This is a genomic window from Streptomyces sp. NPDC058665, assembly GCF_042714995.1.
Lineage (GTDB): Bacteria > Actinomycetota > Actinomycetes > Streptomycetales > Streptomycetaceae > Streptomyces.
Map to the genome: position 1 here is coordinate 125,177 of NZ_JBHXRX010000010.1, position 14,134 is coordinate 139,310.

General features: G+C 70.8%; 18 protein-coding genes. 7 read left to right on the plus strand and 11 right to left on the minus strand.

Annotation, left to right across the window (positions count from 1 at the left end; translation table 11 throughout):
- The first annotated feature begins 102 nt into the window (after nt 1–102).
- The gene (locus ACFWV8_RS09025; protein ID WP_384199078.1) at nt 103–675 is read left to right on the plus strand and encodes a TetR/AcrR family transcriptional regulator; all 573 of its coding nucleotides are present in this window, start codon (nt 103–105) and stop codon (nt 673–675) included.
- Between the two features lie 7 nt (nt 676–682).
- Here ACFWV8_RS09025 and ACFWV8_RS09030 read toward each other — a convergent pair whose 3' ends face one another.
- Nucleotides 683–1,051: a CAP domain-containing protein gene (locus ACFWV8_RS09030; RefSeq protein WP_384199079.1), complete on the minus strand. Its 369-nt coding sequence runs from the start codon at nt 1,049–1,051 to the stop codon at nt 683–685.
- Between the two features lie 178 nt (nt 1,052–1,229).
- Nucleotides 1,230–2,075 carry an SDR family NAD(P)-dependent oxidoreductase gene (locus ACFWV8_RS09035; RefSeq protein WP_384199080.1) on the minus strand — a complete coding sequence of 282 codons (846 nt, stop codon included), beginning with the start codon at nt 2,073–2,075 and terminating at the stop codon, nt 1,230–1,232.
- 72 nt (nt 2,076–2,147) lie between these two features.
- On the opposite strand from ACFWV8_RS09035, the gene ACFWV8_RS09040 reads away from it, so the two are divergent.
- Together ACFWV8_RS09040 and ACFWV8_RS09045 are read left to right on the plus strand one after the other, a co-directional pair.
- Nucleotides 2,148–2,735 carry a TetR/AcrR family transcriptional regulator gene (locus ACFWV8_RS09040; RefSeq protein ID WP_384199081.1) on the plus strand — a complete coding sequence of 196 codons (588 nt, stop codon included), beginning with the start codon at nt 2,148–2,150 and terminating at the stop codon, nt 2,733–2,735.
- A gap of 83 nt (nt 2,736–2,818) precedes the next feature.
- Complete coding sequence (locus ACFWV8_RS09045; RefSeq protein WP_384199082.1) at nt 2,819–3,343, plus strand: NUDIX domain-containing protein; 525 nt, start codon at nt 2,819–2,821, stop codon at nt 3,341–3,343.
- On the opposite strand, the gene ACFWV8_RS09050 is transcribed toward ACFWV8_RS09045, so the two are convergent.
- Nucleotides 3,331–3,753 (minus strand): VOC family protein, encoded by a 423-nt coding sequence (locus tag ACFWV8_RS09050; protein WP_384199083.1) that lies wholly within the window; start codon nt 3,751–3,753, stop codon nt 3,331–3,333. The genes ACFWV8_RS09045 and ACFWV8_RS09050 overlap by 13 nt on opposite strands.
- A gap of 54 nt (nt 3,754–3,807) precedes the next feature.
- On the opposite strand from ACFWV8_RS09050, the gene ACFWV8_RS09055 reads away from it, so the two are divergent.
- Entirely contained in the window at nt 3,808–4,416 is a 609-nt protein-coding gene (locus ACFWV8_RS09055) for a TetR/AcrR family transcriptional regulator (RefSeq protein WP_384199084.1), read from the plus strand.
- Nucleotides 4,417–4,495: 79 nt separating this feature from the next.
- Here the strand turns inward: ACFWV8_RS09055 and ACFWV8_RS09060 are convergent, their stop codons facing one another.
- Nucleotides 4,496–4,966: a GntR family transcriptional regulator gene (locus tag ACFWV8_RS09060; protein WP_384199085.1), complete on the minus strand. Its 471-nt coding sequence runs from the start codon at nt 4,964–4,966 to the stop codon at nt 4,496–4,498.
- Between ACFWV8_RS09060 and ACFWV8_RS09065 the strand changes: the two genes are divergently transcribed.
- The gene (locus ACFWV8_RS09065; protein WP_384199086.1) at nt 4,938–5,474 is read left to right on the plus strand and encodes an alpha-hydroxy acid oxidase; all 537 of its coding nucleotides are present in this window, start codon (nt 4,938–4,940) and stop codon (nt 5,472–5,474) included. The genes ACFWV8_RS09060 and ACFWV8_RS09065 overlap by 29 nt on opposite strands.
- Nucleotides 5,475–5,554: 80 nt before the next feature.
- On the opposite strand, the gene hpnR is transcribed toward ACFWV8_RS09065, so the two are convergent.
- From hpnR to ACFWV8_RS09085, 4 genes are all read right to left on the minus strand, one after another.
- A complete protein-coding gene (gene hpnR / locus ACFWV8_RS09070; protein ID WP_384199087.1) occupies nt 5,555–7,066 on the minus strand; it encodes a hopanoid C-3 methylase HpnR in 1,512 nt (503 codons plus the stop codon).
- Between the two features lie 70 nt (nt 7,067–7,136).
- The gene (locus ACFWV8_RS09075; RefSeq protein ID WP_384199088.1) at nt 7,137–8,309 is read right to left on the minus strand and encodes a Rieske 2Fe-2S domain-containing protein; all 1,173 of its coding nucleotides are present in this window, start codon (nt 8,307–8,309) and stop codon (nt 7,137–7,139) included.
- A 156-nt stretch (nt 8,310–8,465) separates the two neighbouring features.
- The gene (locus tag ACFWV8_RS09080; RefSeq protein ID WP_384199089.1) at nt 8,466–8,834 is read right to left on the minus strand and encodes a hypothetical protein; all 369 of its coding nucleotides are present in this window, start codon (nt 8,832–8,834) and stop codon (nt 8,466–8,468) included.
- Between the two features lie 49 nt (nt 8,835–8,883).
- On the minus strand, nt 8,884–9,258 hold the full coding sequence (locus tag ACFWV8_RS09085; RefSeq protein ID WP_384199090.1) for a hypothetical protein: 375 nt from the start codon (nt 9,256–9,258) through the stop codon (nt 8,884–8,886).
- A 211-nt stretch (nt 9,259–9,469) separates the two neighbouring features.
- On the opposite strand from ACFWV8_RS09085, the gene argB reads away from it, so the two are divergent.
- Nucleotides 9,470–10,360 (plus strand): acetylglutamate kinase, encoded by an 891-nt coding sequence (gene argB, locus ACFWV8_RS09090; protein ID WP_384199091.1) that lies wholly within the window; start codon nt 9,470–9,472, stop codon nt 10,358–10,360.
- 55 nt (nt 10,361–10,415) lie between these two features.
- Here argB and ACFWV8_RS09095 read toward each other — a convergent pair whose 3' ends face one another.
- The 3 genes from ACFWV8_RS09095 to ACFWV8_RS09105 all read right to left on the minus strand — a co-directional run bounded on the left by ACFWV8_RS09095 (nt 10,416) and on the right by ACFWV8_RS09105 (nt 12,891).
- Nucleotides 10,416–10,949 (minus strand): GNAT family N-acetyltransferase, encoded by a 534-nt coding sequence (locus tag ACFWV8_RS09095; protein ID WP_384199092.1) that lies wholly within the window; start codon nt 10,947–10,949, stop codon nt 10,416–10,418.
- 82 nt (nt 10,950–11,031) lie between these two features.
- Nucleotides 11,032–12,654: an amidohydrolase gene (locus ACFWV8_RS09100; protein WP_384199093.1), complete on the minus strand. Its 1,623-nt coding sequence runs from the start codon at nt 12,652–12,654 to the stop codon at nt 11,032–11,034.
- A 24-nt stretch (nt 12,655–12,678) separates the two neighbouring features.
- The gene (locus tag ACFWV8_RS09105) at nt 12,679–12,891 is read right to left on the minus strand and encodes an MbtH family protein (protein ID WP_384199094.1); all 213 of its coding nucleotides are present in this window, start codon (nt 12,889–12,891) and stop codon (nt 12,679–12,681) included.
- A 109-nt stretch (nt 12,892–13,000) separates the two neighbouring features.
- Between ACFWV8_RS09105 and ACFWV8_RS09110 the strand changes: the two genes are divergently transcribed.
- Entirely contained in the window at nt 13,001–14,098 is a 1,098-nt protein-coding gene (locus tag ACFWV8_RS09110; RefSeq protein ID WP_384199095.1) for an alpha/beta hydrolase-fold protein, read from the plus strand.
- The last annotated feature ends 36 nt before the right edge of the window (nt 14,099–14,134 follow it).

Genomic DNA, 14,134 nt, shown 5'->3' on the forward strand with positions numbered 1-14,134 from the left:
ACTTCGGGCGAGACCCGCGCAAGGACCCATGTACGGACCCGGGTCGGGCGCGGAACCACGCCGGCGCCGACCGCTCCGTCCGTACCCCCTGAGGCCCTTCATATGGCCACCGGACACACCGACCCGCGGCGCCGCGAACGCATCATCGCCGCCACCCTCGACCTCATCGCCGAGGAGGGCCTCGCCCGCGTCTCCCACCGCAAGATCGCCGCGCGGGCCGGCGTGCCCCTGGGGTCGATGACCTACCACTTCTGCGGCATGGACGAGTTGCTGCGCGAAGCCTTCGGGCAGTTCACCGATCACATCGTCGCGGTCTTCGACGCCCATCTGTCCGCCCCGGCCGACCGCGATCAGGCGAGGGCGGCCGTGGCCGACCTCGTCCATATCCTGTCCGAGGGGCCCCAGCGCGACCTCGTCCTCACCCAGGAGCTCTACACACTCGCCGCGCGGCGACCGGAGTACCGGGAACTCACCCACGAGTGGATGCGCCGCAGCCGCGTCCACCTGGAACGGCACTTCGACCCGGCCACCGCCCGTCAACTCGACGCCCTCATCGAGGGGCTGGCGCTTCACCGCGCCCTGGCGCGTGAACCGCACGACCGCGACCTGACGCTGGAGGCCATCACCCGTATCACCCGGGTCGGCGCACCCGAAGGGCGGACCGGGAGCGGCTGACAGGTGGTCAGGGCTTCTTGCCGAAGTCCTGCGTCCAGTACCTGCCGTGGGCGGTGCCGCCCTTGTTCACGTAGCCGACGCCCATGTGGGTGAGCGAGCAGTTGAGGATGTTGGCCCGGTGGTCCGGCGACTCCATCCAGCTCCTGACCACCGCGGCGGGGCTCCGCTGACCCGCGGCGACGTTCTCCGCGAGCGACCTCCACCGGAAGTAGCCGGCGTCCCGCGCCCTGGTCCGCATGGTGCTGCCGTGCGAACCGGTGTGGCCGACGAAGTCGTTCCTGGCCATGTCCATGGAGTGCCGCTGTGCGGCCCTGCCGAGGGCGAGGTCGTTGTTCAGTTCCGGGCAGCCGACTCTGGCACGTTCCTCATTGGTCAACTTGATGACGGTGGCCCGCGGCGAGCGCGCCGACCCCGCGGGGGCGGCCGACAACGCGAGGGCCACGGTGGCGGCGGCCAGAACCGCGCCCAGGGAACGGGAAACAGAAATGACTCTCTCCTCATCGTTTCGGGGTGCGGCAGACGTACCCCGGCGACCGTCCGCCCCTCTCCCGAACTCAACGACTCCGGGTCCCCGGCGATGCGGACGAGCCCCGACGAGTGACCTGTGCCGCACCCGAACGGGCGGAGATCGCGCCGCTGACGATCACCGTGCGCCGCCGGGTGAAAAGGCGGGGAAGCGCCGTGGTGAACGCGTTGAGCCGCCCCGACGCCACGCTCGGACGCCGGCCGCGGTCGAGCACCCGCATGGCGGTCCCGACCACCTGCTCCGGGGTCTGGTACCTGCCCCTGTAGGTGCCGCCGCTGAGAGTGTCGAAGAACTCCGTGCGGGTGAGGCCGGGTGCGAGACAGAGGACGCGCAGACCGGTTCCCCGGGATTCGAACCACAGGGCCTCGGTGAAGTTGAGTACGAACGCCTTGCTCGCCGCGTAGACCGCCATGCCCGGGGCCGGTGTGTAAGCCGCCATGCTCGCGACATTGACGAGGATGCCGGTGCCGGCGGCGCGCAGCGGTTCGACGAGTGCGCGCGTGATATCGACGAGGTTCGCCACGTTCACGTTGATCTCGTCGGTGAGGCGCTCGGGGTCTTCACTGTGGAAGGCGTTGTCGGTGGCGAATCCGGCGTTGTTCACCAGGCCGGTCACGGATATCCGCCGCTCGGCCAGAGCGGCGGCGAGTGCCCGGCCCGCTCTCGGCTCACCGAGGTCGACGGCGATCGGGGTGGCCCGGATGCCGTACGCCTCACGGAGTTCGGAGGCGAGCGCCTCCAGGCGGTCGAGCCGGCGGGCCACCAGCACGACGTGGGAGCCGCGGCGTGCGAGTTCGCGGGCGAACGCCGCGCCTATTCCGGAGCTCGCGCCTGTGACGACGGTGGTCTGGTGCGTGTAGTCGATAGCGGTCATGGCCGCACCATAGGCAAATTCTTGCACTGAGTGCAAGAAGCGAACTGAGTGCGAATGGCATAGGCTGGGTGAATGGCCGAACCACCCAGTCTTCGCGAGCGCACGCGGCGTGCGGTGCGGGCGGAGATCACGGAAACAGCGATGCGCCTCTTCGCGGCGAACGGCTTCGACGCGACGACGGTCGACCAGATCGCCACGGCGTCCGGCATCTCCCGTCGCTCGTTCTTCCACTACTTCGGCAGCAAGGAAGATCTCGTTCTCGGCGACACCGAGGCCCTCGGCGAGACGGTGCGCGCCGCGTTGGAGGCACGTCCGGCCGAGGAGCCCGCCTGGGCGGCGATCCGGGCGGCCTTCCTCGCCCTCCATGTGGAGAAGGGCATGGAGATGGACGGGCTCACGGTCGCCCGGATGTACCACGAAGCGCCCTCGTTGCGGGCGAGGCATCTGGAGAAGCACCTGCGCTGGCAGGTCCTGCTCGCCCCCGACATCCAGCGCCGCCTGGGCCTGCCCGACTCGGCCACGCCCGACCCCCGGGCCCGCGCGTTCGTCGCGGCGGCACTCGCCTGCCTCGACGCGGCGGTCGACGCGTGGTGCGAATCCGACGGAGCGGCCGACCCCGTACAGCTCTTCGACGACGCGGTCGCGGCGCTCAGGGCCTGAGCCCGCCCGCCTGCTCGCCCGGCGCGCCCGCCGGGCGGAAGCCCCCTGAGAACAGGGCGAGTTCGCGTGGCAGAATCGCCGGTATGGGGTGGGAGTTGCTGGGGTCGGAAATCGTGCACCGGGGGCCGGTTCTGACGGTACGTCGGGACGCGGTGCGGCTGCCGGACGGTACGGCCGGCGCGTACGAACATGTCTCGGTCGATGACGGCGTACGCGTCGTCGCACTCGACACAGACGGCCAAGTCGTCCTGGTCGAGGACGACTTCTATCTCCAGCGCCGCCGGATGCTTCATCTTCCCGGCGGCGGGACGGACGGCGAGAACCCCTACCGGGCCGCCCTGCGCGAGCTGGAGGAGGAGACGGGTCTGACCGCCGCGCACGTGGACACACTGGGCGTGATCGACCCCTTGCCCGGCCTCACCACCGCGCGCACCCATCTCATGCTCGCCACCGATCTGCGGCCCGGCACGATGCGCAGGGACGGGGCGGAAGCCGGCATGACCGTCCACCGGCGTTCGCTGCCCGACGCGGTCGCGGCGGTGCGTACGGGAGAGATCACCGACGCCGCGAGCGCGACGGCCCTGCTCCTCGCCTCTCAGCCTCGCTGATTCGTCTCGATCAGCTCCAGCAGGTTGCCCTCCGGATCGGCGACGTACGCGTAGCGCATGCCCTCGCTCACGCCGGGTCCGGGGGACGAGACCTGGGTCGCGCCGCATTCGGTGGTCAGGCGCGCGAACACGGCGTCGAGATCCGGGACTTGAAGCGCCAGGTGCGTGAAGGTCTGCACGGCGGTGGCGGCGAAGGGGTCGGTGTACGAGGCCGGGGCCGACCCGGGCCGTTGGACGAATTCCACGCGCAGGCCCGCCCCGTCACTCAGGACGACGGTACGCAGACCCGCTTCCGGCATCTCCAGGCGCTCCTCCACCCGCGTGAGCCCGAAGGCGTCGCCGTACCAGGCTTCCTGGGCGGAGAGGTCGGCGACCGAGAGGCTGATGTGGTGGAAACGGACAGTGGTCATGACGGCCCCCATGGTTAATGGCTATTACCTAGTAAGCGATGTTAACCTTAACCCATGACTCCTCCTGTCGAGCGGCGCCCCGTCGGCCACCATCACGGAGATCTGCGCAACGCGCTGCTGCGTGCGGCGCTCGACCTGGTCGGGGAGCGGGGGCCGCACGGATTCACCCTGGCCGAGGCCAGCCGCCGGGCGGGGGTGAGCGTCGCGGCGCCGTACAAGCACTTCGCCGACCGGGAGACGCTGCTGGCCGAGCTCGCCGCGAAGGGATACCGCGAGCAGCGGGACCGGTTCGCCGTGGCTGTCGGCGGCAGTGCGGACCCCGTCGAGCAGCTGGCCGCTTTCGCTTCCGCCTATGTCCGCTTCGCGGCCGAGGAGCCGGCCCTCTTCGACATCACCTTCAACGCGGGCCTCGACAAGTCGAAGTTCGCCGGGCTGGCCGCGGCGGGCGACGAGGTGGCCGGGATCCTGCTGCCCGTGGTCCGCCGGCTGGCCCCGGACCCGGACGACGCGTTCGACCTGCTGCTCCGTGTCGCCGGCGCCGCGCACGGACTCGCCGTGTTCCTTCGCCAGGGGCTGTTCGGGGTGGGCGGCGGCGCCCTCGCCGACACGGAGAGGAGAGCCGCCCGCACGGCACGGGACATAGCGGGACAGCGCGATGTCTGATCTGTCCGTGCACATCTGTGGCCCAAGCCGCGAAAAGCGGCTCGGGCCACAGACGTTCGGGCCGCAACCCGCCCGCTCGTCAGGGGAGTTTGAGCGGTGCCGCGCGCTCCGTCGACCCCGGGACGCCGTACAGACCCCCGTGGCTCTGGAGGTCGTACAGCGCGCCAATCACGCTCCTCAGATGCGAGCGCATCTCGTACTCCGCCTTGTCCGCCTTCCCCGCGACGACCGCTTCCACGATGGCGCTGTGCTCCTCGGCGCCCTGCCGGGGGCGGCCGGGCAGCCGCGCCACGCTGAACTGGTAGCGGACGCCGCGGTAGCGGAGCCGGTCGAGCACGTCGACCGCCGTCGCCTGCGCCGCTATCTCCCTGATCGCCTGGTGCCCCGTCTCGCTCAGATTCCTGTACGCCGTGGTGTCCCCGGCCTCGACGGCCGCGCGCATCCGGGCGTCCAGAGTCCGCAGTTCGGCGCGTTCACCGGCGGTGGCGCGCTGGGCCGCCTTCGCCGCGCACAACCCCTCGATGACCGCGCGGAGTTCGGTGATCTCCACCGCCTCGGAGATGGATGAGGCCGTCCGAGTCGAGGACCTCGATGTGTTCCGGGGCATGTGGCCGGGGAAGATCGCGATCAAGGGTGTCCAGTCCGTCGAGGACGCCCGCAAGCTGGCTGATCTCGGCGTCGACGCGATCGTGCTCTCCAACCACGGTGGACGGCAGCTCGACCGCGCGCCCATCCCCTTCCGGCTTCTGCCGCACGTGGTGCGCGAGGTGGGCGGGGACGTCGAGGTCGGCGTCGACACGGGGATCATGTCGGGCGCGGACATCGCCGCGAGTGTCGCGCTGGGCGCGCGCTTCACGATGATCGGCCGCGCCTACCTCTACGGCCTCATGGCCGGCGGCCGCGAAGGCGTCGACCGGGCGGTCTGGATCCTCGCGGATCAGCTTCGCCGCACGATGAAGCTGCTCGGGGTGGGCTCGCTCGACGAGCTGAACCCCAGCCATGTCACCCAACTCCAGCGGCTCGCGCCGGTCCCCGTTGGCAGGTCCAGTCGTTGTTGACGGTGCTGCAGACACCGTTGAGGAGCGGCTGGAGCCGGTGGCGTCGTAACCGTCCCAAGTCCTGTTGTTCGGCGGGCCCGTCAGCCGGGCTCGGGCTCCGGGTCGGTCTGGCGGCGGGAGTGGGTGGCGGCCTTCGTGTGGATGTACAGCTCCTCCCGGCCCACAGGGGCTTCGCGGGCGGGCGGCAGCGGCAGTTCGTACCGCACAAGCCGCTGGTGGTCGGCGAGTTGGCGCTGGACATTGTAGACGCTGCCGAACTTCCAGAGCATGCGGGCGAAGTTGGTCTGGCCGCGCATCAGGTTGCGGCCGAGGACGCCCAGCGCGCCGAACGCCGTGCGCAGGCCCAGGTGTTTGCGGTTGATGACCGCCTGGGTGCGCACCAGTTCGCGGTAGAAGACGTCCAGGGGCAGCGTGGTGGGAACGACGGCGTGCTGGATGTCGAAGAGCCGGTAGTCACGCGTCGTGAGCTGGCGGGCCTCCGTGTGCCAGATCTCGGTGCCGGGATAGGGCGTCATCACGGTGAGGTGCACGATCTCCGGTACGGCGAGCGCGAACTCGCGTACCACCCGGAACCGTTCCTCGTCCCACGCGGGATCGACGATCAGGTTGATGGCCACCACGATGCCCATGCTGCGCGCCAGCTCCAGGGCCCGGAAGTTGTCGTCCGGGGTGACGCGCTTGCGGTAGAGATCGAGCCCTTCGGCGTCGATCGCCTCCATGCCCAGGAACATGTAGCGCAGTCCGAGCCGCGCCCATCGTTCGAAGACCTCCGTGTTCCGCAGGAGCACATCGCTGCGGGTCTCCAGGTAGTAGCGCTTGCGGATCTTGCGGCGTTCCAGTTCGGCGGCGATGCCGTGGCCGTGCTCGGGCCGGATGAACGCCACGTCGTCGACGATGAAGACGTTCGGTTCCCGGATCGACGCCATCTCCGCCCCGGCGGCCTGCGGGGACGCCTTGCGGTAACTGCGTCCGTAGAACGTCCACGCGGAGCAGAACGAGCAGTCCCAGGGGCAGCCTCGGGTGAACTCGATGGAGGCGCACGGGTCGAGCTCGCCGATGAAGTAACGGTTGCGTTTGCGCATCAGGTCGCGGGCCGGCAGAGGCTCGTCCAGGGTGTCCAGCAGCTTGGGGGCCGGCCCCCGGCCCTCCGCGCAGACGACGCCGGGGACCGACTTCAGCCCGCCGTCCCGTGCCGCGTCCAGCAGGAGCGGAACGGCGGGCTCGCCCTCTCCTCTGACGATCGCGTCGACCGCTCCGTCGGCCTGCGCCAGCACATGCTCGGCGATGAACGAGATGCTGTGCCCGCCGAAGAAGACGAAGCACCCGGGGAACATGGCCTTGGCCTGGTGCGCGAGCTCGATCGCCTCGGGGACGTTCGCGAGGTAGTTCAGTGAGATGCCCAGCGCCTCCGGGGCGAACTCGGCCATCTCCCGGTCGAGGAACGAGCGGGAGAGCACCTGCAGGTCCACCACCCGGACCTCGTGGCCCGCGTCGCGGGCCGCCGCGGCGACGCGTTCCAGGCCCAGGGGCTCCAGCCGCAGAAAGATCTCCGAGTACATCAGCGCACTCGGGTGAACGAGCATCACGCGCATCTCAGTTCTCCCGCCGCAGGCTACGAAATGAATACATCCCTCCATTTCATCCCTGTTTGTCCGTTAGATCTCAGCGGCGCGCCGCAGGGCGGTCCCCGAGGGTCGGGGCCCGGCCGTCGCACGCCGCGGCGGTGCCACAGGCGGCGGCCCGGGGGTCGATGGGGACGCCGTTGGTCCGCAGCACCTCACGGAGATCGAGGATCAGGGGGAAGATCTCGTGGTTGAGGTCCCTGCCCTGCTCGTCCCACGCCCGCTGCTCGGCCTCGACGGCCAGGCGGTCCTCCGCGAACACCCGCTCGGTGAAGCGCCTGATGAGCGGCCAGGCCAGCTGGAGGGCGCCGGGAATGCCCGGCTTCTCGATCATGAGAAGGCCGTAGGCGTGACACCTGCGCTGCTCCGCGTCCTCGGGGACGTACGCGACCCAGAGACGGAAGGCGGGATGGTCCGCGCCCTCCGGGACCAGGTCGAGGGTCTGGTACGGGTATCCGGTGCGGATGGTCATGACGTCGCTGGAGTTGCCTCCGCCGATGCCCTCGTTGGCCAGCAGGCCGGCGCCGCGGTTCCGTTTCCCCCCGGTGTGGGTGAACAGGTACCTGGCCTCCACGGACCGCGCGTCCGTCTCGTATCCGAGCAGCTCGGGGTGGAGCTTGCCGACGACGCCACGGTGGAGGAACTGGTGGTTCATGTCGAGCAGGTTCTCGTGCATGAACGAGTAGTGGCAGCGCACGGTCCGGGAGAAGGTCATGGTCCGGTACTTCGGCGAGCCGAAGGCCGGCAGCTCGGGCAGCGGGGTGGCCACCGCCTTCTCCGGGTCGCCGGGGAAGACGTACACCAGGCCGTACGCCTCACGGACGGGGTAACCGCGTACGCCACGCGGCGGGCGCCCGTCGCCTTTGGACAGATACGGGATCTGCGAGATACGGCCGTCGCCGCGGTACGCCCACGCGTGATAGCAGCAACGGAGCTTCTCGCCCTCCACGACGCCCATGCTGAGCGGCACCTGGCGGTGGGCGCACCGGTCCTCGATCGCGTAGACGGTGCCACTGTCTCCCCGGTAGAGCGCGATGCGTTCACCGGCGAACGCGGTGGCGAGCACCCGCCTCCTGCGCACCTTCTTGGACAGCTCGACGGGGTACCAGAAATCCGGGTTGGCCCCGACGAGCCGGAGGTCGGGTACGGGGATCGGGCCGGGCTGCGCCGAGGGCCGACCGCTCCCGGCCCTCTCGGATTCGGTCTCGGTCATACCTCTCCTCGCACGGGGCACCGGTGCACGGACGTCACACGTACGCCGGGCATCACCGACCTCGCCCATGCGGCGGAGGGGGCCCGGCACGCTCCATCTTGGCGGCCCTGGGCCGCCGGGGCCCTGCCCAGCGCGTCCGGTCGGGTGACCGGAGCGTCAGATGCCGAGGGCGTCGCCCGGGTCTCCGTGCCGTGGGGTCCACCACTGCGTGAGGCCCCAGATCCCGAGCGCGAGCGCGGTCACGGCGACGAGTACCGCGACCCAGGGCCTGCCCGTCCAACGCCTGGTCAGGGCCCAGGCCAGAAGAGGCAGCAGGGCGCCGCCGAGCGCGATGAGCGGGAGGTCGACATAGAGCACGCTCAGATCACGGGCGCTGCCCTCGAACCCGCCCTCGATACTCAGCTGCGCCTGTGGTGCCCATACGAGCGGCGCCGCCGCCGCACCGAGGACGGCGAGGAGACATCCGGCACCGCCGGCCGTCCGTGAAGTGGTGCTCAGGTCCCGTCCCGCTGGATATCCGCCCATGCCAGCCACAGACGCGGCCCGCATGGTGATCGGTTCCGGCGGGGCCGGCTCAGACCGCGGGGCGGACCCGGTAGCTCAGGGCCGGGAAGGGGAACGACCCGGTGTGGAGGCTGCCGAGTACGTAGGAGATGTCGCCGGCCGCGGCGGGTGTTCCGGTCTCGCACTCCGGGCGGAAGAAGACTTCGATGTTCCGGTCGGACAGATTGACGGCCGACAGGGCCGACCGCGTCAGTGACTGGCAGACGCCGACCGCTTCCAAGTCGACCGCGGTCTTGTCCCCGGTCTGCTGGGCTCCCGTGTAGAAGGAGGCCTCGCCGGCCGGCGCGCTCGCCGTCGCGGAGGGTGCCACGGCCAGCAGGCCGAGCAGAGCGCCGGCCGTCACAGCGGCGGCGGTTCCGGTGGGTTGGAGCATACGCAGGGTCATGTGGTCCGCCTTTGTGGGGAGTTGGGGAGAGCGCTCGGGCCCACGGCCAGAGACCGGCCAATGGTTGCACCTTCAACAAGACAAGGGGAGCCCGCAACCAGCCAAGGCGACGCCTGAGTTGTTATTTAGGTTAGGCTAAGCTAACGAACGCTTGGACGGGGTCTCCCGCAGCCTGCCCCTTTACCCACCGACACCACTGGAGCCGGAGACCATGACCGAGCGGGCCGCGACGCCCCTGCCGGAGCACGTACAGCTCGTGAACGGTACAAGTGCCGGCCTGAGCCCGGCCGGCGCCGTAGTCGTCGTCAAGTTCGGCGGCAACGCCATGGTGGACACCGAACTCCGGCGCACATTCGCCCAGGACGTCGTGGAGTTGTGGCACGCGGGCCTGCGCCCGGTCGTCGTGCACGGCGGCGGCCCTCAGATCAGCGCGATGCTCGACCGCCTCGGCCTGGAGACCCGGTTCGAGGCGGGCCTGCGGGTGACCACGCCGGAGACCATGGATGTCGTACGCATGGTGCTGGCGGGCAGGGTCCAACGGGAGCTGGTCGGCCACATCAACGCCTGCGGGCCTCCCTTCGCCGTGGGCATGACCGGTGAGGACGCGCACACGATGACAGCCGTACGGCGGTCGGCCAGGGTGGACGGCCGGCCGGTCGACATCGGCCTCGTGGGCGACATCGTGGACGTGAACCCGGGCATGACGCACGCCCTCCTGAAGGACGGCCATATCCCGGTGGTCTCCCCGGTGGCCCGCGGCGAGGGCGGAGAGGTCTACAACGTCAACGCCGATCTCGCGGCCTCGGCCCTGGCCGTGGCCCTCGGCGCCGAGCGGCTGGTGATGCTCACCGATGTGGCGGGGCTGTACGAGAACTGGCCGCACAGCACCGAGGTGATCGAGCGCGTGACCGCCGACGCGCTGGACGGGATGCTGCCGGGGCTGGCAGGCGGGATGCTGCCGAAGATGGAGGGCTGCCTGCGGGCCGTCCGAGGCGGTGTGGGACGGGCCCAGGTACTGGACGGGCGCGTGCCGCACGCCGTACTGCGAGGCGTGCTCGACACGACCGGTCCCGGCACCACGGTGGTTCCCGGCACCGGCTGATCCCCGGCCCGCCCTGCCGAACGGGCCGAACGAGCCGGGGAGTTGACCATCGAGGTCACAGAGCCTTCGTGAGAATCCGCGCGTTGCGCCGGGGATCCAGGGACTCGGCCCACGCCGGAGGCGCCAGAAGCGCCGTCGTGGGCGCGAAGCCGTACCGGAGGAACAGGCCACCGCCGCCGGTCGTCGCCGTGTACAGCGCGCCCAGCGACCGGGCGCGCGCCACGGCCAGCACGGCACGCAGGAGGGCGGCCCCCACTCCGTGCCCCTGCCGCTGCCCGGCCACACAGAAGTTGTAGAGAACGCCCACCGCTCCGCGACCGCCCTCCCCCGGGCCCGCCGGGTGCACGCGCAGGCCCACGCAGCCGTCGAGCGGGCCTTCGGGGCGGCTCCGCGTCACAAGGAAGTCGGCGGCGTGGGTGGCGTAGAGCGAGGCGGGCCGTTCCCGCAACGCCCCTGATCGCACGAAGGGTTGGGACAGCGCGGCGAGCGCGGGCGCGTCCCGCGCGCGGGCGGGACGTACGGAGGGCGTCGGCGCGAGGGGCGCGTACGGCGCGTACGGCAGCGGGGCGGGCGGCGTAGCCGTGATCAAGGCTTTCCTTCCTCGGTTCCACGATCGGAGAAGCGGCTAGACGCCGTGTCACTCCGACGAAACAAACGAGATTAGGTTAGCTTTACCTTACTTGCGAGTCCAGCTCGGGGCAGCCTCGGCCGTCTTCTCCGTCGGGCTGCTTCTCCGTCGGGCTGCCGTCGACGTACGTCGCCACCACCTCGATGTCTCCGATCCGGGAGGTGTCGACGCGCAGGGGGTCGTCCCCGAGCACCACCAGATCGGCGAACTTGCCCGGGGTGAGACTTCCCACGTGCTCCTCCCAGTGGCAGGCGAAGGCGCCTGCGACCGTGTAGGCGTGTAGTGCCTCGGCCACGGTGATGCCCTCCTCCGGGCCGATCAACTGCCCCGACTCGGAGGCGCGTTCGACCATGAACTGCACCGCTCGCAGCGGGGATCCGTCCGTGACGGGCCGGTCGGAGCTGCCGACGAGGGGGATGCCGTGGTCCAGGAACGCCCTGCCCCGGTAGAGCCACGGGGCCCGTTCCGCGCCCATGACCGCCGCGTAGTCGTCCCCGAAGTACCGCAGGAAGCCGGGCTGGACGACGGCGCTGAGCCCGAGCCGCGCGAAGCGCGGGAGCTGGTCGGGGCGGATCAGTCCCGCGTGTTCGACCCGGTGCCTGGCGCCGGGGCGCGGTCGCAGGCGCTGGGCCCGTTCCAGGGCGTCCAGGGCGAGTTGGGCCGCGCGGTCGCCGATGGCGTGGACGGCGAGCTGCCAGCCGGCGAGATGTCCGTCCACGATCGTGTCGGCGAGCACGTCCGGGTCGTCCTGCAACTGGCCGGTGTGGCCGAGTCCTTCGTACGGGTCACCGAGCGCTGCGGTCCGGGCCATCATCCCGCCGTCCGTGTAGACCTTCAGCGCGCCCACGGATAGCCGCCCGTCGCCGAACCCGGTGCGCAGGCCGAGGTCGAGCGCCCGGGGAATGCCGTCGGCCTCGTGCCCGGCGGCCGGGCGCAGCCGCTCGGCGGCCACCATGAGCTGCACCCGCAGTGGCAACAGGCCTTCTTCGCGGGCGAGTTGGTAGGCACCCAGCTCGACGGGGCTGTGGCCGAAGAGGGTGCCGCCGATACCGGCCTCGGCGCAGGCGGTGACGCCCTCGGCCAGACAGGTCCGGCCGGCGCGCCCGATCGCCTCCGCGAGCTCCCGCTGGGTGTGGGGCGGGCGCAGAGCGCGGGCGGCGCCCATCGCGCCCTCGGCGAGGAAGCCGTTCTCGTGCGGAAGGGCGGCGGGAAGCAGCCCGAGAACGGCGGAGTTGACCACGCAGCCGTGCCCCGAGTCGTGCAGCAGGAACACCTTGTGTCCGAGGCTGACCATGTCCAGTTCGGCGGCGGTCAGATGACGGCCGAGAGCCCGCTGGTCGTAGCCCGCGACGCTCACCCAGGCACCCGGTGAGCGCTCGCGGGCGACGGCCCCGGCCACGACGGCGAGCACGTCCTCGATCCGGGTGAGGCCCGCGACGCTCAGGGTGTTCTCCTTGAGCCCCGCCCAGGCCAGATGGACATGGGCGTCGATGAACCCGGGGAGCACGGTGGCGCCCTGAAGGTCGATCACCTCACGCGCGGGCAGCGAGGTCACGGCCTCGTCCAAACCCACGATCCGGCCCCGCCAGATGCCCAGGTCATGGGCGACGGGGTGGTCCGGATCCATGGTGAGAAAGCGCGCGTTCGTCAGTCTGGCGCAGAGCATCGGTGGCGTACCGCTCCCGGAAGGTCAGCCGTCCGAGGACGCCGCGAGGGACCGGGGACGCAGATCGGTCCAGTGGGTCTCGATGAACTCCAGGCACGTGTCACGGGAGTTCTCGGCCAGGACGATCTTCCATCCCCCGGGCACCTCGGCGAAGGACGGCCAGAGCGAGTGCTGCCCCTCGTCGTTCACCAGGACCAGGAAACGGCCTTCGGGGTCGTCGAAGGGGTTGGTGTTCATGTCTCAGTGCCTCCTAGGGTCCAACAGAAGGGAGACCTAACGTTAGGTTAGGCTCGCCTAATCAAAGGGGAGCCTAACGTTTCCCCTTCCCTCTCACAAGGAGACGTTCATGCGCCTCGCGGCCGACGAGGACAACGCCTTCGTCGCTTTCGGACTGCCCGGCGAACCAGGCACGGACGAGTTCTGGGCGGCGGCGCGGACGCCCGTCGCGGTGCCCGCCGACGACGGCGGCTGGCTGGCCCTGTTCCTGTGGCGCGGATCTCCGGCGAGCGTCGTCTTCGAGAGCTGGTCGGATCCCGTTCCCCTGCGAAGATGGCGCGGGACGGACTGCTGGTACGCCGAGGTGCCCATGCCGGCGCGGCTGCGGGTGACCTATCAACTCCTCGCGGGAGAAGCCACGTTCGCGGATCCGTTCAACCCGGACGGCGCCGGCGGCGACCGGTCCGTGGCTGCGGTCCCGGACAGTACTCCTCAGCCACACTGGCCGGCCGTCGGCACCGACGACGTCCTGCCACTCCCCCGTACCCGCGTCCGCTGGAGCAGCGAACGGCTCGGCGGCCGGCGCACCGTACGGGTCCATCCGGCAGGCGGCGGCGGACCGGTGGTCCTCCTGCTCGACGGGGACGACTGGCTGTATCTGCACCCGGCCATGACCGCGTTCGACTCGGCCGTCGCCAGTGGTGAGATGCCCCCCGCCACCCTGGTCTTCCTGCCGACCAAGGACAGGGAGGCCGAGTTCGGGTGCCGGCCGGAGCTGTGGGAGGCCGTACGGGACGAACTGCTGCCGCTGGTGGCGGAGACCGGCGTACCCGCCGACCTCGACCGGCTGGTGGTCGCCGGACAGAGCCTCGGCGGGCTGAGCGCGCTGTACGCGGCGCTTGAGTTCCCGGACCTGGTCTCCCGGGTCGCCTGCCAGTCGGGGTCGTTCTGGTGGACGCCCGGGGCCATGGCTCAGGCGGACCCCCTGGGCGGGCCGGTCGGCGGCACACTCGCGGAGCGCCTGCGGGAGCTCCCCGACCTGTCCGGGCTGCGGTGCGCGTTCGACGTGGGGGAACACGAGACGGCGATGCTGCCCCACTGCGCGCTGACCGAGACCCTGGCCGAAGAGGCCGGTGCGACCGTGCGCGTGTCCCGGTCGCCGTCGGGCCACGACCGGGTGGGCTGGCGGCACGCCCTGGTCAGGGATGTCGCCTGGGCGCTCGACTGAGCGGAGCCCCGCCCGGGACACCGCGCCGCCGGCAGG

Excerpts from the sequence above, each read along its gene's own strand:
- ACFWV8_RS09080 (WP_384199089.1), bottom strand. The coding sequence starts at position 8,834 with ATGGGCGGATATCCAGCGGGACGGGACCTGAGCACCACTTCACGGACG.
- ACFWV8_RS09085 (WP_384199090.1), bottom strand. The coding sequence starts at position 9,258 with ATGACCCTGCGTATGCTCCAACCCACCGGAACCGCCGCCGCTGTGACG.
- ACFWV8_RS09065 (WP_384199086.1), top strand. The coding sequence starts at position 4,938 with ATGACCGCGCGGAGTTCGGTGATCTCCACCGCCTCGGAGATGGATGAG.
- ACFWV8_RS09035 (WP_384199080.1), bottom strand. The coding sequence starts at position 2,075 with ATGACCGCTATCGACTACACGCACCAGACCACCGTCGTCACAGGCGCG.
- hpnR (WP_384199087.1), bottom strand. The coding sequence starts at position 7,066 with ATGCGCGTGATGCTCGTTCACCCGAGTGCGCTGATGTACTCGGAGATC.
- ACFWV8_RS09105 (WP_384199094.1), bottom strand. The coding sequence starts at position 12,891 with ATGAACACCAACCCCTTCGACGACCCCGAAGGCCGTTTCCTGGTCCTG.
- ACFWV8_RS09040 (WP_384199081.1), top strand. The coding sequence starts at position 2,148 with ATGGCCGAACCACCCAGTCTTCGCGAGCGCACGCGGCGTGCGGTGCGG.
- ACFWV8_RS09025 (WP_384199078.1), top strand. The coding sequence starts at position 103 with ATGGCCACCGGACACACCGACCCGCGGCGCCGCGAACGCATCATCGCC.
- ACFWV8_RS09100 (WP_384199093.1), bottom strand. The coding sequence starts at position 12,654 with ATGCTCTGCGCCAGACTGACGAACGCGCGCTTTCTCACCATGGATCCG.
- ACFWV8_RS09050 (WP_384199083.1), bottom strand. The coding sequence starts at position 3,753 with ATGACCACTGTCCGTTTCCACCACATCAGCCTCTCGGTCGCCGACCTC.
- argB (WP_384199091.1), top strand. The coding sequence starts at position 9,470 with ATGACCGAGCGGGCCGCGACGCCCCTGCCGGAGCACGTACAGCTCGTG.
- ACFWV8_RS09075 (WP_384199088.1), bottom strand. The coding sequence starts at position 8,309 with ATGACCGAGACCGAATCCGAGAGGGCCGGGAGCGGTCGGCCCTCGGCG.
- ACFWV8_RS09110 (WP_384199095.1), top strand. The coding sequence starts at position 13,001 with ATGCGCCTCGCGGCCGACGAGGACAACGCCTTCGTCGCTTTCGGACTG.
- ACFWV8_RS09055 (WP_384199084.1), top strand. The coding sequence starts at position 3,808 with ATGACTCCTCCTGTCGAGCGGCGCCCCGTCGGCCACCATCACGGAGAT.
- ACFWV8_RS09045 (WP_384199082.1), top strand. The coding sequence starts at position 2,819 with ATGGGGTGGGAGTTGCTGGGGTCGGAAATCGTGCACCGGGGGCCGGTT.